Here is a 19,247-nt window from a genome sequence, read left to right on the forward strand (position 1 = left end):
GCGGGCCGGCTCAATCGAAATGCATGGAGTCGGCGCTCTGGCGCCGACAGGCCGACATCACCGGCCCGATCGCGGCCGAGCTCTGCACGCCGGGCAGGTTCTGCAGCAGGCATTCGTTGAAGGCCTTGTCCGACGGTGACAGCATGCTCCATTGCCGATAGAGCCGATCGCAGGACCCGCGCAGGATCTCCACCACGTTGCGGTTCCAGGTGTTCGAGAGCGAGCGCAGGATGCAGGCGTTGTAGTTGGCTTCCTCGTTGAACGCGAACGCGGGGCTGGCCGAAGCGGCCAGCGTCGACACCAGCAGGGTGCGAATCAGGGTTTGGCGGATGGTTTTCATGGCGGGTTCGGATCGTGGCGGATCGCTTCGGGCCGGGGCGACGGACCTGCATCTCGGCTTGCGCGTATTTGACAGATTGGCGACGACGCGGTTTCACCGGCTTTCGGCGCCGCCTCACATTTTTCGTCTTCGTGTAAACAAACCGGGGGCGCGGATTATTCCAGCGTGCCTGCCGCGCGCCGTTTCCGTGTTCCGGCCAGGCCTCGCGTCGATATAATGTTTTGCGCCGCACAACGCGCGGACAGCATGAAAACAATCGAATCGACGGGGCTGATCAATGAATTGGGATGAAGTACCGCGTGCGCTGCGGGATCGTTATGAATCGATCTCCGGCGACCGCCTGGGCGGCATGAAGCTGAACCTGCTGGAGTCGATGAACACCGGCAAGCTGCCGACCCGGCCCGATATCGACACCGAGTCCTATGCCTTGTTCGCCGAGCAGTTCAATTCGACCCTGCTGGCCGCGCACTTCTTCGAGAACCTGATGCACGGCGAGGATCGCCGCCTGGAGTCGACCGGCTACGACGCGTTCCAGATCACCATCCCGGAGCGTTATTTCCGGCACCCGGGCCTGGACGATTCCATGCCGATGGGCAAGGAGGAAACCGACGAGATCAGGCAGGCCGTGAACGAAACGAAAGCGCGGCTGAATTTCTCGAAGGACATGTCCTTCCTGGCGGGCCAGCTCTACAAGCTCGAATTCATCTCGGTGTTCTCCTATCTCGAGGCCTATGTCGAGAGCCTGCTGACGGAAGTCGTCGGGCTGAGCAAGCTGGCAGCCTTCAGGATGATCCGCGACAAGGGCTTGCCGGAGGTGCTCGGCTTCGCGCTGGACCAGATCGATCCGCGCATCCTGCGCTGTTTCGCGCTGTTCGAGGAGGATGCGCTGAAGTTCATCGCCTTCTGCCACATCCTCAGGAACCAGCACGTCCACCGGCTCGGCATCACCACCGCCCGCTTCTACAAGAGCTACGAGGAAGGCGGCTTTCTCTGCCACGACCACTTCGCGGACAGCGGCGAACCCGACACGAGCTTCGCCCGCACCAATTTCCACTTCTGCAGCTACATTATCCGCGTCGGCCAGCCGATCAATCTCTCGGCGATCTCCCGGCCTTTCAGGCTGTTCGTGCGCGAACTGGCCACCATCACCGAGCACTTCTGCCAATCGCGCCGCGCCTCGGCGGCAGCTTGATCCCTTGCGTGCCGATGCGCGGCGGCTTTGCCGCCTTGCATCGGCGTGACACGCAGGCTCAGACCGGCGACGGATTGCGCTCCGAGAAACCTTCCTGGTGCCAATAGGGATAGACCGGCCGCACGCGGCTCGCCTCGTCCAGCCTGGCGACCTGCTCGGGCGTGAGGTTCCAGCCCACCGCGCCGAGGTTCTGCCGCAACTGCTCCTCGTTGCGCGCGCCGATCAGCACGGTCGCCACGGTCGGGCGCTGCAGCAGCCAGTTCAGCGCGATCTGCGGGATGGTCTTGCCGGTTTCGGCGGCGACTTCGTCCAGCGCGTCGATCACGCGATACAGGTAGTCGTCCGGCACCGGCGGGCCGTAATCGGCCGTCTTGTGCAGGCGGCTCAGTTCCGGAAGCGGCTGGCCGCGACGGATCTTGCCGGTCAGGCGCCCCCAGCCCAGCGGGCTCCAGACCACCGCGCCCACGCCCTGGTCGATGCCCAGCGGCATCAGCTCCCATTCGTAGTCGCGGCCGATCAGCGAGTAGTAGGTCTGGTTCGCCACGTAGCGCGGATAGCCGTAACGATCGGCCACGTCGAGCGACTTCATCAGGTGCCAGCCCGAGAAGTTCGACACGCCGGTGTAGCGGATCTTGCCGGCGCGCACCAGGTCGTCGAGCGTCGAGAGCACTTCCTGTACCGGCGTCCTGGCGTCGAAGCCGTGCAGCTGGAACAGGTCGATGTAGTCGGTCTGCAGGCGCTTGAGCGCGCTGTCGACGGCCTGGATCAGGTGGAAGCGCGACGAGCCCACGTTGTTGGGGCCGTCGTCGAAGCGGAAGGTCGCCTTGGTCGAGATCAGCGCCTTGTCGCGGCGGCCCTTGAGGGCCTCGCCGAGGATCGATTCCGAGGCGCCGCCCGAATAGATGTCGGCGCTGTCGAACATGGTCAGCCCGGAATCCAGGCAGATGTCGACCAGCTTGCGTGCCTCGGCGACGTCGGTCTCGCCCCATGCCTGGAACAGCTCGCCCTTGCCGCCGAACGTGCCGGTGCCGAAGCTCAGTACCGGGACCTTGAAACCTGATGCGCCGAGATGTCGATATTCCATGCCAATTCCCGAAAGAAGGTGGAGGGACGCGAACGCGAGGGGCGGATGCAGCCGGAGGTTGCGGCTGGGTGCTTGTCGGCCCCGCCGGGTTCGCGCGAAGCGATGACGACGCGCCGCGTCGTCATCGGGCTGTTAACCTAGCGCAAGTGGAAAAATCGTGCAGGCTGGCAAGCCTGTCGTCGCCCCTACTTCCTCCCCCCCGGCACCTTCAGCGTCAACCTCGCCTCCAGCCCGCCGCCGGCACGATTGCGCAGCACGAGCGTGGAGTCCATCGCCTGCGTCAGTTGCCGCGCGATCGCCAGCCCCAGCCCCGTGCCGCCGGTGCCCCGATTGCGCGAGGTCTCGATCCGCACGAAGGGCTCGAACACCGCCTCCAGCGATTCCTCGGGAATTCCCGGCCCGCGATCGAGCACGGCCACCTCGGCATCTCCTTCGGGGGTGAGCGTCACCTCCAGCTCGGCCGCGCCGCTGAACTTCAGCGCGTTGTCGACCAGGTTGCCGACCACGCGCCGCAGCGCCTGCGGCCGCGCCGTCACGGCGATGTCGACGCGCCTGGCGAAGGTCACGTTCTGCTCGGCGTCGATGTAGTCGCAGACGATGCTGTCGAGCATCGCGTCGAGATCGATCCGGCACGGTGCCTCGGAGGTGCTGTGCACGGTTCGCGCGTAGGCCACGCCCTCCTTCACCAATTGCCCCATCTCGGTCAGGTCCTGGCGCAGCTTGGCGGCCTGCGCGTCGTCGTCCATCACGTCGACGCGCAGGCGCATGCGCGTGATCGGCGTCTGCAGGTCGTGCGAGATCGCGGCCAGGATCTGCATGCGCTCGGCCGTGTAGGTGGCGATCCGGTCCTGCATGGCATTGAAGGCCCGCGCCGCGCGCGCCACCTCGGAAGGCCCCGTCTCGGGCAGCCGCTCGCCCTTCAGGTCCGGCCCGAGCGCATCGGCCGCGCGCGCCAGGTCGTGCAGCGGCCGCGTGGCGAGGCGCACCGCCAGCCAGCAGCAGAACGCCAGCAGGGCCAGTTGCACCACCAGCACCGCCGGCAGCCAGCCCGACAGCGGCACGCTCGACATCGGATGCAGGTCGATCGTCAGCGGCGAGCCGTCGGACAGCTTCAGGTGCACCTGCAGATGCTCGGCGTCGCCGGGAATCGCGTTGGCCGTGACCGGGTAGGCGCGGCCGATGCCGTCGGTGATCGAGCGTTCGACGCGAGCCGACAGCTCCGCGTCGACCGGCCCGCCCGGCTGCCCCGGCCCCAGCTCGAAGCGGTAGCTGCGACGCGCCAGCTTGGGCAGCCAGGCCTCGCGCTCGTTCGGCGGCAGGTGGTCGAGCAGCGCGACGGAGGCCACCACCTCGCGCTCGATGTAGCCCATCATCAGCGTGGTGGTGGCCTGGTCGCGCTCGGTCAGCGTCAGCCAGAACGACAGCATCTGCGCGGCCGCCAGGCCCACGCACAGGATCAAGGCCAGGCGCGCGAACAGCGAGCGCGGCCAGTGCGCGAGAGACTTGTCGCTCATGTGGGCTCGTCGATCACGGTAACCGCCGCCGAGAACACATAGCCCTCGCTGCGCAGCGTCTTGATGTAGCGCGGCTCGCGCGCGGTGTCGCGCAACCGCTGGCGCAGCCGGCTGACCAGCAGGTCGATCGAGCGGTCGAACGGATCGGCCTGGCGCCCTTGCGTCAGGTTCAGCAACTGGTCGCGCGTCAGCACGCGCTGCGGATGATCGACGAACACGCGCAGCAACCGGTATTCGGCGCCGCTTAGCGCCACCATGGTGCCGTCCTCGTCGAGCAGGTGGCGCCCGGTGGTATCGAGCCGCCAATCGCCGAAGGCCAGCCATTGCGCGGCCTCGGTCACCTGCATGCCGGGCGGCAGCATGCGCGCGCGGCGCAGCACGGCGCGGATCCGCGCATACAGCTCGCGCACCGCGAAGGGCTTGGTCAGGTAGTCGTCGGCGCCCATCTCGAGGCCGACGATGCGATCGGTTTCCTCGTCGCGCGCGGTCAGCATCACCACCGGCACCGAGCGGAACTTGCCGGCACGCAGCTCGCGGCACAGCACCAGGCCGTCGTCGCCGGGCATCATCACGTCGAGCACGATCAGGTCCGGCGCGCCGTATTCCAGCGTGGCGCGCATCTCGCGGCCATTGGCGGCCAACGAGACGCGAATGCCGTTCTTCTCCAGGTACTGGCCCACCAGTTCGCGGATGCCGCGATCGTCGTCGACGATCAGCACGTGGTCCGGACGCTCGCTGTTCATCAGGCACGCTCCTCGCGGCGGCGCACCGCCGACGGGCCGCGCGAGGGCACCGTGGTACAGGCGAAGGGATGGCTCAGCTCGCTGGCCACGCCGCCCGCCAGGAAGGCGACGATCGCCAGCAGGCGCTGCAGCGGGCCGCGGCGCGGCTTCGATTCGGGCTTCATGCGTCCTCCACGACGGACAGGCTCGCGCCGTTGGCCACCGCCGCCTCCAGCGCGTAGGGATCGACGCCGTCGAGGCAGCCGATGTTCACGCGCCAGCGCAGCGGGTCGAGGCGAGTCTGGTGAAACGGATAGATCCCGCAATGGCGGCAGAAGAAATGCTTCGCGACGCGGGTATTGAACTGGTATTCGGTCAGCGCGTCCTCGCCGGCCAGGATCGTCAGGTCCTCGCGGGCGAAGGCCGGCGTCATCAGCGCGCCCTTGCGGCGGCACAGGCTGCAGTTGCAGCGCGCGGCGGGCATGAGCGGCGTGCGTACCTCGAAACGGACGGCCCCGCAATGGCAGGAACCTTGAAAAGACTCGGCGTTCATCGTGCGCCCCTCCGTGGTCATCATGGAATGACGGTTTTATAGCCGATTGCAGTCCCTGATTTGTGTCGCAATGTATCTGAATTCGCCGTCGATACACAACATTGCACACCCACGGGCGGCCCGAAACATCCGCGATACGGGCGCGGGCTCCAATACCTCCATCGCCGGTCGGCCCGGCGGATCGGCCCTGCCGGCGCACCTCGCGCGCCCCGCAACGCCGATCCCGCCCCGCCGACCGACGGCACGCCGGCGGCGCCCACCGCGCTGCCGGCGGCCCTCAACCGAAACCGATGGAAACTCCACCATGCGCCCGCTCTATCGTCTGTTTGCCGCCGCCGGCACCATTGCCGCCTGCGCCGCCGTGATCGCCGCCACCCAGCCGCCCGGCATCGCCGGCGCCGCCCAGGCGAGCGCCCCGACCACCGCGCCCGAATTCACCGGCATCAACCAGTGGCTGAACGGCCCGCCGCAATCGCTCGACAAGCTGCGCGGCAAGGTGGTGCTGGTCGATTTCTGGACCTATACCTGCATCAACTGCATCCACACGCTGCCCCACGTCCAGGGCTGGTACGACAAATACAAGTCGCAAGGCCTGACCGTTGTGGGCGTGCACACGCCCGAATACCCGTTCGAGCACAGCACCTCGAACGTGCGCGACGCGATCAAGCGCTTCGGCCTGACCTACCCGGTCGCGCAGGACAACGACTACGCCACCTGGCGCGCCTACGACAACCAGTATTGGCCTGCCGTCTACCTGATCGACAAGACCGGCAGGATCGTCTACCGGCACTTCGGCGAGGGCGACTACGAGCAGACCGACGCCGAGATCGCCCGGCTGCTCGCCCAGCCGGGCTGAGCCCCGGCCGGCACGGCTTCCCGGCTGTGCCGCCGGGGGCGCGCAGCCCGATTCTCTGCCCGGTCGCCCGGGTCGCGCAAAGATGCCCGCCGCCCGCGGGTATCGACAAATCCCGTTGCCGCCTACAATGTCGCCCGCGGGAACGGCCGGGGCGACGCGCCCCGGGCGGGCCTCCGCGCGGAACTGACCAAGCCGCGCGCGGGCCACGCCGCCTGGCAGCGCCTCACGCGCCCGCCGGCCGCCACGCCGCGGTACGTCGCGCCACGCCGCCGACGTGCCTTCCGGCCCCAAGCTTCCCGCACGCATTCGCCTGCCCGGCGCGCCGCCCCTTCACGGCCGGCACGCCGCCATGGCCACGCATCATCACAACATCGACGAGGGGATCTCGTGGTATTCAGCAGCATCGTGTTCCTGGGCCTGTTCCTGCCGGTGACCTTCGTCGCCTACTACCTGGCCCCCGCCCGATTTCGCAATGCCCTGCTGGCGCTGGCCAGCATCGTGTTCTACGCCTGGGGCGAACCGCGTTTCGTGATCCTGATGCTGGGCTCGGTCGCCATGAACTTCTGGGGCGCCCGGCTGCTGGACCGGACCCGGGCACGCCGGCGCGTGCTGGGCGGCCTGGTGGCCCTCAACCTGCTGCTGCTCGGCATCTTCAAGTACGCCAATTTCGCGGTCGACAACCTCAACGCGCTGCTGGTGCCGGCGGGCCTGTCGGCGATCTCGATCAAGGCCGTCGCGCTGCCGATCGGCATCTCGTTCTACACCTTCCACGCGATCTCCTACCTAGTCGACATCTACCGGCGCAATGCCACGCCGAATCGCAACATCGTCGACTACAGCCTCTACATCATGTTGTTCCCGCAACTGGTGGCCGGCCCGATCATCCGCTACAAGGACATCCACACGCAGCTGGCGCGCCGCGACAGCACGCTCGACGACATCACCGCCGGCATCCTGCGCTTCACCATGGGGCTGGCCAAGAAGGTGCTGATCGCCAACCAGCTCGGCCTGATCGCCGATACCGGCTTCAACGCGCCGGCCGACCAGCTCGGCGCGGCGGCGGCCTGGTTCTGCCTGCTGTGCTACACGCTGCAGATCTACTTCGACTTCTCCGGCTACAGCGACATGGCGATCGGCCTGGGCCGCCTGTTCGGCTTCCGCTTCCCGGAGAACTTCAACTATCCCTACAGCGCGCGCTCGATCCAGGATTTCTGGCGGCGCTGGCACATCTCGCTGTCGACCTGGTTCCGCGACTACGTCTACATCCCGCTCGGCGGCAACCGCCGCGGCGAGGGCCGCACGCTGCTGAACCTGTGGATCGTGTTCCTGCTGACGGGGATCTGGCACGGCGCGAGCTGGAATTTCGTGGTGTGGGGCGCGCTGCACGGTTTCTTCCTGATGCTGGAGCGCTTCGGGCGCAACGCCGGGCTGCCGGTGCCGAGGCCGCTCGCCCAGCTCTATGCGATGCTGGTGGTGATGCTCGCCTGGGTATTCTTCCGCACCGAATCCCTGCCCCAGGCGACGCATTACCTGCTGGCCCTGGTCGGCCATTGGCCCGCCGCGCAGCAGGGCGTGACGCTGGCATCGCTGTGGTCGACGCAGACGCTGGTGCTGCTGGTGGTGGCGGTGCTGCTCGCGCTCGGCGCGTATCCGCTCCTGCAGCGCCGCCTCCAGCCGATGTGGGCGCGCCTCGCCGCGCTGTCGCTCGACGGCTGGCTGCGCGCCGCGCTGGTCGCGCCCGCGCTGATCCTGAGCGCCATGTCGATCGCGCTCGGCCAGTACAACCCCTTCATCTATTTCCGCTTCTGACGGCATGAGCACGCAGCACTCCGATCCCCAGGCCGCCTCCAACCGCCCCGGCAGCTCGCTGGCCCGCGGCTTGAACCGCGCGGCCGTGGCCATCGTCTTCTTCGCCATCCTGGCGCTGCCGATCCTGTGGTTCGGCCGCCCCGGCTTCGTGCCGGCCGCGCAGGAAAATCGTCGGCTGGAGCCCTTCCCGTCCTATTCGCTGTTCTGGTTCCAGAACTTCGAGCGCTGGTTCAGCGACCGCTACGGCATGCGCGACGCGCTGCTGCATTACGGATCGCGCCTGCAGATGGCGCGCACCGGCACGCCCAGCAACCCGAACGTCGTGATCGGCCGCGACGGCTGGCTGTTCTACGACGAGTACTACACGCCGGGCCAGCCGCACTTCGCCTCGCTGTACGGAAAGGCGCCCTTCTCCGCCTCCGACCTGCGAACCATCAGCGGCAACCTGGATGCCGTGCGCACGCATCTCGCCGCCTGCGGCATCGGCTTCTACGTGGTGCTGGCGCCCGACAAGCAGACCGTCTATGCCGACAAGCTGCAATCGCCGCCGCCGGCCGGCACGATCACCCAGGCCGACCAGTTCGCCACCGAGCTTGGCCGGGCGGCGCCGAAGCTGGCCTTCATCGACCTGCGCGCGCCGCTCGAAGCCGCCCGCTCGTCCGAGCAATACGACCTGTACAAGCGCACCGACAGCCACTGGAACACCCTGGGCGCCTTCATCGGCTACCAGGCCATCGCCTCGCGCCTGGTGCACGACGGCGTGCTGTCCGCCGCGCCGCGCGCCGAGCGCCAGGCCTACGCGATCAGCCGGAAGCGCTTCGAGGGCGGCGACATCGCGGTGAACCTGCTCGACCTGCCGGGCTACTTCCTCGACTACATCGTGTCGCTCACGCCGCGCGTGCCGCGCCAGGCGCATGGCGTGACGGTGCCCGGCTGGCCGACGGACCCGGTCGATGCCCACAACGTCATCGAGAACCCGGGCGCCGCGGGCAGCCTGCTGCTGTATCGCGATTCGTTCGCAGGCGAACTGATTCCCTTCCTCGGCGAGGACGTCCATCGGCTCTATACGCAACGCGGAACCCGCGTCGACGGCGCGCTGGTCCGCCGGGCGCAGCCCAGGGCCGTGGTGCTGGAAATCGTCGAACGCAGCCTGCCCCATCTGCTCGACGCGCCCGTCAATCTCGACCAGGCCTGCCGGCCCTGACAAGCCGGCGGCGCCAGATGCTTGAAAAACACCAGGCCCGGCAATCGCCGGGCCTGGTGCCTTGCAAGCAGTCCACCGGGCCGACTAGCGTCCTGGTCGGCGCCCTTGCGCGCCAACCTCCATCAGAAGCCCAGGTCCGGGCTGCCCGGCGCGCCCGCCGGTGCCCCGGCCGCGGCCGGCTTCGGCTGCTCGTGCACGGTGGCGTCGGTGGTCAGCAGCAGGCCCGCCACCGATGCCGCGTTCTGCAGCGCGGTGCGCGTCACCTTGGTCGGATCGAGCACGCCCGATTCCACCAGGTCGCCATATTCGCCGCTCGCCGCGTTGTAGCCGAAATTGCCGCTGCCCTCGGCCACCTTGGCCACCACCACGCTGGCTTCCTCGCCGGCATTGCTCACGATCTGCCGCAGCGGCTCCTCGAGCGCGCGCAGCACGATCTTCACGCCGGCATCCTGGTCCGGGTTCGCGCCGCGCACTTCGCGAATCGCCTGCTTCACGCGGATCAGGGCCACGCCGCCGCCCGGCACGATGCCTTCCTCGACGGCCGCGCGCGTGGCGTGCAGCGCATCGTCGACGCGATCCTTCTTCTCCTTGACCTCGATCTCGGTCGCGCCGCCCACCTTGATCACCGCCACGCCGCCCGCCAGCTTGGCGACTCGCTCCTGCAGCTTCTCGCGGTCGTAGTCGGAGCTCGCATCCTCGATCTGCACGCGGATCTGCTTGACGCGCGCCTCGATCGAGGCCTTGTCGCCGGCGCCGTCGATCACCGTGGTGTTTTCCTTGCCCACCTCGATGCGCTTGGCCTGGCCCAGCTCGGCCAGCGTCGCCTTCTCCAGCGTGAGGCCGGTTTCCTCGGCGATCACCTGGCCGCCCGTCAGGATCGCGATGTCCTCCAGCAGCGCCTTGCGGCGATCGCCGAAGCCGGGCGCCTTGACCGCGACCGTCTTGAGGATGCCGCGGATGTTGTTGACCACCAGGGTGGCCAGTGCCTCGCCCTCGACGTCCTCGGCGATGATCAGCAGCGGGCGGCCGGCCTTGGCCACCTGCTCGAGCACCGGCAGCAGGTCGCGGATGTTCGACACCTTCTTGTCGTGCAGCAGCACGTAGGGGCTGTCGAGCACCGCGACCTGGCGATCGGGGTTGTTGACGAAGTACGGCGAGAGATAACCGCGGTCGAATTGCAGGCCCTCCACCACGTCGAGCTCGTCGGCCAGCGACTTGCCGTCCTCGACGGTGATCACGCCTTCCTTGCCGACGCGGTCGATCGCCTCGGCGATGCGCTGGCCGATCGACTCCTCGCCGTTGGCCGAGATCGTCGCGACCTGGGCGATCTCCTTGCTGGTGGTGGTCGGCTTGCTGATCTTCTTCAGTTCCTCGATCGCCGCCACCACCGCCTTGTCGATGCCGCGCTTCAGGTCCAGCGGATTGAGGCCCGCCGCCACGTATTTCTGCCCTTCGCGCACGATCGCCTGGGCCAGCACGGTGGCCGTGGTGGTGCCGTCGCCGGCCGTGTCGCTGGTCTTCGAGGCCACTTCCTTGACCAGTTGCGCGCCGATGTTCTGCAGCTTGTCGGCCAGCTCGATCTCCTTGGCGACCGATACGCCGTCCTTGGTCACGATCGGCGAGCCGAAGCTGCGCTCCAGCACCACGTTGCGGCCCTTCGGGCCCAGCGTGACCTTCACCGCGTCGGCCAGGATGTTGACGCCTTCGATCAGCTTCGCGCGGTTGACGTCGCCGAAAACGATATCTTTTGCAGCCATGTTGGACTCTCTCAGGTTCAGACGTTGACGACCGCGACGACATCTTCCTCGCGCAGTACCAGTAGTTCGGCGTTGTCGACCTTGACGGTCTGGCCGGCGTACTTGCCGAACAGCACGCGGTCGCCGACCTGCAGGTCGGGCTCGATCCGCTTGCCGTCGTTGTCGCGCCGGCCGGGGCCGACGGCGATCACTTCGCCCTGGTCGGGCTTCTCGGCCGCGCTGTCGGGCAGCACGATGCCGGAGGCCGTCTTGGTTTCCTGGTCGAGTCGTTTGACGATCACGCGATCGTGCAGCGGACGAAGGCTCATCGGGGCGTTCCTCTGGTAATGGTTGGCGTGGTATCTGGCACTCGCATCGGGCGAGTGCTGACAGAGGCCAGTATAAAAACCGGCCCGGCGCCGATCCAATAACGGATACGCGGAAGGTTATGAGGCGGGGATGGAAAGGATATGGCGGCGCGCGATATCCGGCGAGGCGGGCGCGCCGGCCTCAATCCCTCGCCAGCGTCGAGACCGCCCGGGGCTCGCGAGCCAGTTCGATGAAGGCCCGCACGTAGTCGATGGCGGTGTCCGTCTCGCGCGCGCCCAGGAAGATCTGCTTGGCGATGCCGCGCGCGCCCAGCCGCACCGGCACCACCTCCATCCTGGCCGCGTATTCCTCGACCAGCCAGCGCGGCAATGCGGCCACGCCGCGGCCGCTGGCCACCATCTGCAGCATGATGTCGGTGGTCTCGATGGCCTTGTGGCGCCGGGGCGTCACGCCGGCCGGCAGCAGGAACTGGTTGTAGATGTCCAGGCGCTCGATGTCCACGGGGTAGCTGATCAGCACTTCCGGGGTCAACTGCTGCGGCTTCACGTAGGTCGCGGAGGCCAGCGCATGGCCCTTGGCCACCACGAGCACCTGCTCGTAGTCGAACACCGGCTCGAACTTCAGCCCCGGCTTGAACAGCGGATCGGGCGTGACCAGCAGGTCGATCTCGTAACCGAACAGCGCGCCGATCCCGCCGAACTGGAATTTCTGCTTCACGTCCACGTCCACGTCGGGCCATGCCGCCAGATACGGCGACACCACCTTGAGCAGCCACTGGTAGCAAGGATGGCATTCCATGCCGATGCGCAGCGCGCCGCGCTCGCCCAGCGCGAACTGGCCCAGCCGTTCCTCGGCAAGGTCCAGTTGCGGCAGCACCCGGTTCGCCACCGCCAGCAGGTACTGGCCGGCCTGCGTCAGGCGCAGGCTGCGCCCTTCGCGCAGCCAGATGTCCGTGCCCAGTTGCTGCTCCAGCTTCTTCATGCTGTGGCTCAGGGCCGATTGGGTCAGGTTCAGCACGCCCGCGGCGGCCGTCAAGGACCCTTGCTTCTCGACCTGCTGGACGATGCTCAGATGGATGCGCTCAAGCATATGTATGAACCACTTTCATGGATTCGTGAAATAAAACCATTTTACTTCATTGGTCCCCGTCGTTAGCATCGGCTTCCATTGTTCGTATGTATTTTTCGAAGCGGCCTGGCTTCACCGCGCCGCGCACCTCCATCCATCTGAAAACCAACATGACACGTCCACTCCGTGTAGTAGCGGTTTCCGGCGGACTGCAACGCCCGTCCAAGACAGCAGCGCTGGCCACCCACCTGCTGGACCTGATCGCCGATGAAGTCTCGTGCGAGCCGCGCCTGGTCGAGCTGGGACAGCTCGCGCCGCAGCTCGCCGGCGCGACCTGGCGCTCCCAACTGCCCGACGCGGTGGAGCGGGAACTCGCGGCGGTCGAGCAAGCCGACGTGCTGGTGGTGGCGACCCCCGTCTATCGCGGCGCCTACACGGGGCTGTTCAAGCACTTCTTCGACTTCATTCACCAGGATGCCCTGATCGACAAGCCCGTCCTGCTGGCAGCCACCGGCGGCAGCGAGCGCCACGCCCTGATGATCGACCACCAGTTGCGGCCACTGTTCAGCTTCTTCCAGGCGCGCACCTTGCCGTTGGGCGTCTATGCGACCGACAAGGATTTCGTCGACTACCGCCTGCAAGACGGCGCCCTGATCGAGCGCGCCGGATTGGCGGTGCAACGGGCCTTGCCCCTGGTCGAATTGAGCCGCTACGCGAGAGCCGCCACCGCCGAGGAAGTCGTCGCGGCCTGAAGCAGCCCAATAGATTCAGCCTTCCTTTCGACAATCCATTCGCCGGATCATCATGGAAAACAATTTCACATTTGAAATCAAGAGTATTTGTTTCGATGAAAACTATCACCCATCGGACAATACGCGCATCACCACCAATTTCGCCAATCTGGCCCGCGGAACGAGCCGCCAGGAGAACCTGCGCAATACCCTGAAGATGATCGACAGTCGATTCAATGACCTCGCGCATTGGGACAACCCGAAGGGAGATCGCTACTCCGTCGATCTAGAAATCATTTCCGTCGAGATGAAGATCGATGCCGGGCGCAGCATCGATGCGTTTCCGCTGATCGAGATCCTGAAGACGAAGATCATCGACAAGAAGAACGGCAAGCGCATCGAGGGGATCGCCGGGAACAATTTCTCGTCCTATGTGCGCGATTACGACTTCAGCGTGCTGCTGCCCGAGCACAACCACGACAAATCCGAATTCGGCATCCCGGACGATTTCGGCGATCTGCATGGCAAGCTGTTCAAGCACTTCCTGAACTCGAGCGCTTACCGGGAAATCTCCGGCAAGCCGCCGGTGATCTGCATCAGCGCCTCGACCAGCAAGACCTATCACCGAACCGAGAATCAGCACCCGATCCTGGGCGTCGAGTATCGCCAAAGCGAACTCTCGTCGACCGACCAGTATTTCGGGAAGATGGGCCTGCAGGTTCGCTACTTCATGCCGCCGAACAGCGTTGCGCCGCTGGCCTTTTATTTTCTCGGCGACCTGCTGGAGGATTACACCAATCTCGAGCTGATCGGCACCATCAGCGCGATGGAAACATTCCAGAAAATCTATCGCCCGGAAATCTACAACGCCAATTCCGCGGCGGGGAAGTGTTATCAGCCCAGCCTGAAGCATCGCGATTATTCACTGACCCGGATTGTCTACGACCGGGAAGAACGTAGCCAATTGGCCGTCAAGCAGGGGAAATTCACGGAAGAACACTTCATCAAGCCGTACAAGCACATTCTCGAGCAATGGGCTTCCAGCTGCGCTCTCTGATCAACCAAGCTTCGCGGAATCATTCGATATGAAAAAACTACTCCCGACTTCCACTGCCGGCAGCCTGCCCAAGCCGTCCTGGCTCGCGCAACCTGAAAAGCTCTGGTCGCCCTGGAAACTGCAAGACGAGGAATTGACCGAGGGCAAGCATGATGCCCTGCGTTTGTCGTTGCAGGAGCAACAGCACGCGGGCATCGATATCGTCAGCGACGGGGAGCAGACGCGCCAGCATTTCGTCACCACCTTCATCGAGCACCTCAGCGGCGTCGATTTCGAAAAGCGCGAGACGGTCAGGATTCGCGATCGCTACGACGCGAGCGTGCCGACCGTGGTCGGCGAGGTGAGTCGCCAGAAGCCGGTATTCGTGGAAGACGCCAGGTTCCTGCGTCATCAAACCAAGCAGCCCATCAAGTGGGCCCTGCCCGGCCCGATGACGATGATCGATACGCTGTATGACGCCCACTACAAGAGCCGGGAAAAGCTGGCCTGGGAATTCGCCAAGATCCTCAACCAGGAAGCGAAGGAACTGGAGGCTGCCGGCGTCGACATCATCCAGTTCGACGAGCCTGCCTTCAACGTGTTCTTCGACGAGGTGAACGATTGGGGCGTGGCCACCCTGGAGCGGGCGATCGAAGGGCTCAAGTGCGAAACCGCCGTGCATATCTGCTACGGCTACGGCATCAAGGCCAATACCGACTGGAAGAAGACGCTGGGATCGGAATGGCGCCAATACGAGGAGTCGTTCCCGAAGCTGCAGCAATCCAGCATCGACATGATCTCGCTGGAATGCCACAACTCCCATGTCCCGATCGACCTGATCGAGCTGGTTCGCGGCAAGAAAGTGATGGTGGGCGCCATCGACGTGGCAAGCGACACCATCGAGACGCCGGAGGAAGTCGCCGACACCCTGCGCAAGGCGCTGCGCTTCGTGGATGCCGACAAGCTCTATCCCTGCACCAACTGCGGCATGGCACCCTTGTCTCGCCAGGTGGCGAGAGGCAAGCTGAACGCGCTCAGCGCAGGCGCGGAAATCGTCCGCAGAGAACTGTCGGCCTGATCTCGCGCTGACGTCGCCTCCGGCTCCCGAGCGGCCAGCGAAGCGCTCGCCCGGGAGCCGCCCTCCTCCTCAGGCCGTGAAGCCCGCCACCCGGTGCGGCACATAAGGCGCCTCCAGCGTGGCAATCTCCTCCTCGCTCAGCTTCAGCTCGAGCGCGGCCACCGCGTCGCTCAGATGATGCGGCTTCGAGATGCCCACGATCGGCGCCGTCACCGTGCTCTTCTGCGCCACCCAGGCCAGCGCGACCTGGGCACGCGGCAGCTTGCGTGCCTCGGCCACCTTGGCGACCGCCTCCACCACGGCCTTGTCCGCGTCGGCGGTGGCCTGGTAGAGCCGCGTGCCGACGTTGTCGCTTTCCTGGCGTTCCGAGCTCTCGTCCCAGTTGCGCGTGAGACGGCCGCGCGCGAGCGGGCTCCACGGAATCACGGCGATGCCCTGGTCCGCGCAGAGCGGCAGCATTTCGCGCTCCTCCTCGCGGTACAGCAGGTTCAGGTGGTTCTGCATGCTGACGAATTCGGTCCAGCCGTGCTCGCGCGAGGTGTAGAGCGCCTTGGAGAACTGCCAGGCCGCCATCGACGAAGCGCCGATGTAACGCGCCTTGCCCGCCTTCACCACGTCGTGCAGCGCTTCCAGCGTTTCCTCGATCGGCGTGCCCGGGTCCCAGCGATGGATCTGGTAGAGATCGACATAGTCGGTGCCGAGCCGCTTCAGGCTGTGGTCGATCTCCGAGAAGATCGCCTTGCGCGACAGGCCCGCGCCGTTCGCGCCGGGCCGCATGCGATTGAACACCTTGGTGGCGATCACCACCTCGTCGCGTTGCGCGTACTCGCGCAGCGCGCGGCCGACGATCTCTTCCGAGCTGCCGTCCGAATAGGTATTCGCGGTGTCGAAGAAGTTGATGCCGGCCTCGATCGCCTGGCGGATCAACGGGCGGCTCTGGTCCTCGGGCAGCGTCCAGGCGTGGTTGCCGCGCGCCGGATCGCCGTAGGTCATGCAGCCGAGCACCAGTTTCGAGACCTCGAGGCCGGTGGCCCCGAACTTGACGTATTCCATTGCTACCTCGCTGATCGGTTTCGTGGGTGGGCGCCGACGGCGAGCCCAGGTGTCGCGCCGGCCAGTCCGGCATGATCCCCGATCCGCGTGCTTCCTGCTTCGAAGCGGCCCACCCGCCTTACGATTTCGTCAGCTTGCCGAGCCCGAGCTTGTCCATCGCCTCGTGCGCATCGATCACCATGGTCGCGATGTCGCCCACCGTCACGCGCAGGCTGGTCGCCTTCGAGCGCATGTGCTCGTAGGCGTCGTTCTCGCTCAGGCGATGGGCCTCCATCAGGATGCGCATCGCCTTCTCGATCTGGCGGCGCGCCTTGATCGCCTCCTCCAGCTTGGCGATCTTGCCGTGCAGGCGCTGCTGGTAGCCGCAGGATGCGCGCGCCAGCACCAGCGTGCTGAGGATGCCGGAAGATCGATACGGCTTGGTGATGACGCCATGCGCCTGGGTATCGACCAGCATCTTCAGCGCGGTCGGGTTCTCGTAGTCGGACAAGGCGATCAGCGTCGCGTCGGTATCGGCCGCGCACCAGTTGCCGGCGCTGCGCAATTCCGGCCCGACCAGGAACAGGATCACGTCCGCGTCGGCCGGCAGCCGCGCCGGAAACGGCCAGACCGGCCGCACCGGGCAGCCGATGCGATGCAGTTGCTCCTCGAGGATGCCGCGATCCTCGCCGGGCGGATGGATCACCACCACGCGCAGCGTGCGCAGATCGTCGAACAGCCGGCGCGCCCCCGCGCTCATGACGTTTCTCCATCGAGCCAGAAATCCGCGAAGCCATAGGCGGTCAGGTAGGGATCGGGCCGCACCGGCCGGCGGCTCTCCCAGACCACCTTGAAACGCCCGTCCGGCTGGCAGACCGCGATGCGCGGCGTGACGATCGCGTGATTGTTCTCGCGGTCGATCCGCAGCAGGCCTTCCGGCGAGTCGAATTCGACCTCGCGCACCGCCTCGACCAGACGCGCCGTGTCGAGGCTGCGGGTGCGTTCGAGCGCACGCGCGAACAACTGGACCTGGTTGTATGCCATTTCGGACCACATGCTGGCCGGCTGGTCGCCGAAGCGCGACCGCCAGGATTCGAGAAAGCGCCGGTTGCGCGGATTCTCCAGGGTGTTCACGTAGCTGGCGGAGACGATATGTCCGGCGCACAGCTCGGGACCGATCATGCCGATCTCGCCCTCTGTCATGGTCAGGCTGGCGATCGGAACCTGCCGCGGATCGAGCCCGCGCTGCCGGTACAGCGTGTAGAAGCTGCGGGCCGCGCGGCCGATCAGCGTCGACACCACCACGTCGGGCGCCTGCGCGCGGATCTCGTCGACCACCGCGGCCAGCGCGCCGTCGTCGGCATCGCTGGGCAGGTACAGTTCCTCGACGATCTCCCCGCCATTCTGCTCGACCACGTCGCGCATGATCCGGTTCGATTCTCGCGGATAGATATAGTCGGCGCCAACCAGAAAAAAACGCCGCCCGTGATGACGCAGCAGCCAGGCCCCCAGCTGCATGTTGTTCTGGTTCGGCACCGCGCCGGTGTAGATGACGTTCGGCGAATACTCGAAACCTTCGTAGATCGAGCAGTACCAGAGCAGCGCGTTGTTGCGCTCGATCACCGGCAGCACCGCCTTGCGGCTCGACGAGGTCGAGCAGCCGAAGATCACCGTGACGTCGTCCTCCTGCAGCATGTGGGCGGCCAGGCGCCGGTATTCGTCGAGGCTGCAGCGCGGGTCGTGCACCACCGGATCGAGCGGCGCGCCCGCCACGCCGCCGGCCGCATTGATTTCCTCGATCGCGAGCACGGTTCCGTAGAAATGCTCGGTTTCGGTCGCCGAGGTGGCGCCCGCGCGCGAGAACAGGACGCCGATTCGCCAGCCGGGTTCGGCGGACAAGGCGGGGCTGGTAGTCATACGAATGTCCTATCGATCGTACAGGGCCTGGATTGCCGCCGGGCAGCTTTGGGTCTGCAAGGCCAGCATCAGCAGGATTCTCGCCTTGCGGGCGCCCAGGTTGTCGGCGAGCACGGCACCGGCGGCCGCGAGCGTGCCGCCGCCGCCCTCGAAACCGTAGGCGGGGCGAACCCGCCCGTTCGGCACCTGGGTGGCGATCACCACCACCACGCCGGCGGCCAGCGCCTCGCGGATCGCGACGAACAGTTCCCGGTTGACGTTGCCGAAGCCGAGCGCCGCCACCACGATGCCGGCCGCGCCCGCGGCCACCGCCGCGCGCAGCAGCGTGCCGTCGGCGCCGGCGTACATCGGCACGATCTCCACGCGCGGCAGCTCGGCCGCCACCAGCGGCACATGCTGCCGGCGCAGCGGCGCGCGCGACATCACGAGGCGATCGTCGTCGACGCTGCCGAGCCAGCCGTGGTCGCCCGACTTGAAGGATTCTACGTCGGCCGTGTGGGTCTTGGTGGCCTCGCGCGCGGCGTTGACCTGGCCGTTGAGCACCACCAGCGTGCCCATCCCGCGCGCCTCGGGCGCCACGCACACGCGCGCCGCGTTCAGCAGGTTGCGCGGGCCGTCGGAATCGGGGAACGAGGCATTGCGCTGGGCGCCCGTCAATACCACCGGCTTGGCCGAGGCGATCGTCAGGTCCAGGAACCAGGCGGTCTCCTCCAGCGTGTCGGTGCCGTGCGAGACGATCGCGCCGGCGATCTCCTCGCGCGCCAGCGCCGCCGATACCGCCTGGTGCAGCGCGAGCCAGCGCGACGGCTCCATGTAGTCGGACGGCAGCTTGAACAACTCGGCCAGTTCCAGGCGCGCGACCCGGGCGATGGCCGGCACGCTCGCCAGCAGGTCCTCGCCGGAGAGCGCCGGCACCGCCGCGCGCGTCACCGGATCGAGCTTCATCGCGATGGTGCCGCCGGTGGCGAAACAGGCGCACAGCGGCAGCGCGTCCGGCGGTTGCCGCGCGTCGGCGGTGCCGCTGAAAGGGTTCATGTCCGCCATC

General features: G+C 66.6%; 20 protein-coding genes. 7 read left to right on the forward strand and 13 right to left on the reverse strand.

Translation table 11 applies throughout. From position 1 onward, the window contains the following. Positions 1-10 precede the first annotated feature (10 nt). Positions 11-340 (reverse strand): VF_A0006 family four-cysteine protein, encoded by a 330-nt coding sequence (locus F3J10_RS01920; RefSeq protein WP_013690371.1) that lies wholly within the window; start codon positions 338-340, stop codon positions 11-13. A 277-nt stretch (positions 341-617) separates the two neighbouring features. Here F3J10_RS01920 and F3J10_RS01925 point away from each other — a divergent pair, with 277 nt between their 5' ends. Continuing rightward, positions 618-1,532 (forward strand): hypothetical protein, encoded by a 915-nt coding sequence (locus tag F3J10_RS01925; protein ID WP_166911268.1) that lies wholly within the window; start codon positions 618-620, stop codon positions 1,530-1,532. Positions 1,533-1,590: 58 nt separating this feature from the next. Here F3J10_RS01925 and F3J10_RS01930 read toward each other — a convergent pair whose 3' ends face one another. From F3J10_RS01930 to F3J10_RS01950, 5 genes are all read right to left on the reverse strand, one after another. After that, complete coding sequence (locus F3J10_RS01930; RefSeq protein WP_025098570.1) at positions 1,591-2,616, reverse strand: aldo/keto reductase; 1,026 nt, start codon at positions 2,614-2,616, stop codon at positions 1,591-1,593. A gap of 185 nt (positions 2,617-2,801) precedes the next feature. Further along, on the reverse strand, positions 2,802-4,130 hold the full coding sequence (locus tag F3J10_RS01935; RefSeq protein WP_025098571.1) for an ATP-binding protein: 1,329 nt from the start codon (positions 4,128-4,130) through the stop codon (positions 2,802-2,804). Next, on the reverse strand, positions 4,127-4,873 hold the full coding sequence (locus F3J10_RS01940; RefSeq protein WP_017918264.1) for a response regulator transcription factor: 747 nt from the start codon (positions 4,871-4,873) through the stop codon (positions 4,127-4,129). Before F3J10_RS01940 ends, F3J10_RS01935 begins: the two co-directional genes overlap by 4 nt. Further along, positions 4,873-5,037: a hypothetical protein gene (locus F3J10_RS01945; RefSeq protein WP_166911234.1), complete on the reverse strand. Its 165-nt coding sequence runs from the start codon at positions 5,035-5,037 to the stop codon at positions 4,873-4,875. Before F3J10_RS01945 ends, F3J10_RS01940 begins: the two co-directional genes overlap by 1 nt. Continuing rightward, positions 5,034-5,405 (reverse strand): GFA family protein, encoded by a 372-nt coding sequence (locus tag F3J10_RS01950; protein WP_025098572.1) that lies wholly within the window; start codon positions 5,403-5,405, stop codon positions 5,034-5,036. The genes F3J10_RS01945 and F3J10_RS01950 overlap by 4 nt, the downstream gene beginning before the upstream one ends. A 304-nt stretch (positions 5,406-5,709) precedes the next feature. On the opposite strand from F3J10_RS01950, the gene F3J10_RS01955 reads away from it, so the two are divergent. From F3J10_RS01955 to F3J10_RS01965, 3 genes are all read left to right on the forward strand, one after another. Continuing rightward, the gene (locus F3J10_RS01955) at positions 5,710-6,261 is read left to right on the forward strand and encodes a thioredoxin family protein (protein WP_029951289.1); all 552 of its coding nucleotides are present in this window, start codon (positions 5,710-5,712) and stop codon (positions 6,259-6,261) included. A 387-nt stretch (positions 6,262-6,648) separates the two neighbouring features. Next, positions 6,649-8,070, forward strand: a complete 1,422-nt coding sequence (locus tag F3J10_RS01960) for an MBOAT family protein (RefSeq protein WP_166911264.1) — start codon at positions 6,649-6,651, stop codon at positions 8,068-8,070. Between the two features lie 4 nt (positions 8,071-8,074). Then, positions 8,075-9,274, forward strand: coding sequence for an alginate O-acetyltransferase (locus F3J10_RS01965; RefSeq protein WP_166911262.1), 1,200 nt, complete (start codon positions 8,075-8,077; stop codon positions 9,272-9,274). 122 nt (positions 9,275-9,396) lie between these two features. On the opposite strand, the gene groL is transcribed toward F3J10_RS01965, so the two are convergent. The 3 genes from groL to F3J10_RS01980 all read right to left on the reverse strand — a co-directional run bounded on the left by groL (position 9,397) and on the right by F3J10_RS01980 (position 12,429). Beyond that, positions 9,397-11,031 carry a chaperonin GroEL gene (gene groL / locus F3J10_RS01970; protein ID WP_167240783.1) on the reverse strand — a complete coding sequence of 545 codons (1,635 nt, stop codon included), beginning with the start codon at positions 11,029-11,031 and terminating at the stop codon, positions 9,397-9,399. Positions 11,032-11,048: 17 nt separating this feature from the next. Beyond that, a complete protein-coding gene (locus tag F3J10_RS01975; protein ID WP_025101296.1) occupies positions 11,049-11,339 on the reverse strand; it encodes a co-chaperone GroES in 291 nt (96 codons plus the stop codon). Between the two features lie 181 nt (positions 11,340-11,520). Next, positions 11,521-12,429, reverse strand: coding sequence for a LysR family transcriptional regulator (locus F3J10_RS01980; protein ID WP_036056141.1), 909 nt, complete (start codon positions 12,427-12,429; stop codon positions 11,521-11,523). A 149-nt stretch (positions 12,430-12,578) separates the two neighbouring features. On the opposite strand from F3J10_RS01980, the gene msuE reads away from it, so the two are divergent. From msuE to F3J10_RS01995, 3 genes are read left to right on the forward strand one after another with little or no spacing between them, the layout of a single operon-like run. Beyond that, entirely contained in the window at positions 12,579-13,160 is a 582-nt protein-coding gene (gene msuE / locus F3J10_RS01985) for an FMN reductase (RefSeq protein ID WP_167240785.1), read from the forward strand. Between the two features lie 52 nt (positions 13,161-13,212). Further along, the gene (locus F3J10_RS01990; RefSeq protein WP_166911258.1) at positions 13,213-14,196 is read left to right on the forward strand and encodes a DUF1852 domain-containing protein; all 984 of its coding nucleotides are present in this window, start codon (positions 13,213-13,215) and stop codon (positions 14,194-14,196) included. A gap of 28 nt (positions 14,197-14,224) precedes the next feature. Next, positions 14,225-15,253 (forward strand): methionine synthase, encoded by a 1,029-nt coding sequence (locus F3J10_RS01995; protein ID WP_166911256.1) that lies wholly within the window; start codon positions 14,225-14,227, stop codon positions 15,251-15,253. Positions 15,254-15,322: 69 nt separating this feature from the next. On the opposite strand, the gene F3J10_RS02000 is transcribed toward F3J10_RS01995, so the two are convergent. From F3J10_RS02000 to F3J10_RS02015, 4 genes are all read right to left on the reverse strand, one after another. After that, on the reverse strand, positions 15,323-16,306 hold the full coding sequence (locus F3J10_RS02000; protein WP_025101301.1) for an aldo/keto reductase: 984 nt from the start codon (positions 16,304-16,306) through the stop codon (positions 15,323-15,325). A gap of 118 nt (positions 16,307-16,424) precedes the next feature. After that, a complete protein-coding gene (locus F3J10_RS02005) occupies positions 16,425-17,045 on the reverse strand; it encodes an ANTAR domain-containing protein (protein ID WP_017918254.1) in 621 nt (206 codons plus the stop codon). After that, positions 17,042-18,202 carry a transporter substrate-binding domain-containing protein gene (locus F3J10_RS02010; RefSeq protein ID WP_046581029.1) on the reverse strand — a complete coding sequence of 387 codons (1,161 nt, stop codon included), beginning with the start codon at positions 18,200-18,202 and terminating at the stop codon, positions 17,042-17,044. The genes F3J10_RS02005 and F3J10_RS02010 overlap by 4 nt, the downstream gene beginning before the upstream one ends. Before the next feature lie 9 nt (positions 18,203-18,211). Further along, entirely contained in the window at positions 18,212-19,237 is a 1,026-nt protein-coding gene (locus F3J10_RS02015) for an asparaginase (RefSeq protein WP_240155312.1), read from the reverse strand. Positions 19,238-19,247: the final 10 nt, after the last annotated feature.

Origin of the sequence: Burkholderia sp. Cy-637 (genome assembly GCF_011753175.1) — a bacterium.
GTDB lineage: Bacteria > Pseudomonadota > Gammaproteobacteria > Burkholderiales > Burkholderiaceae > Burkholderia > Burkholderia gladioli.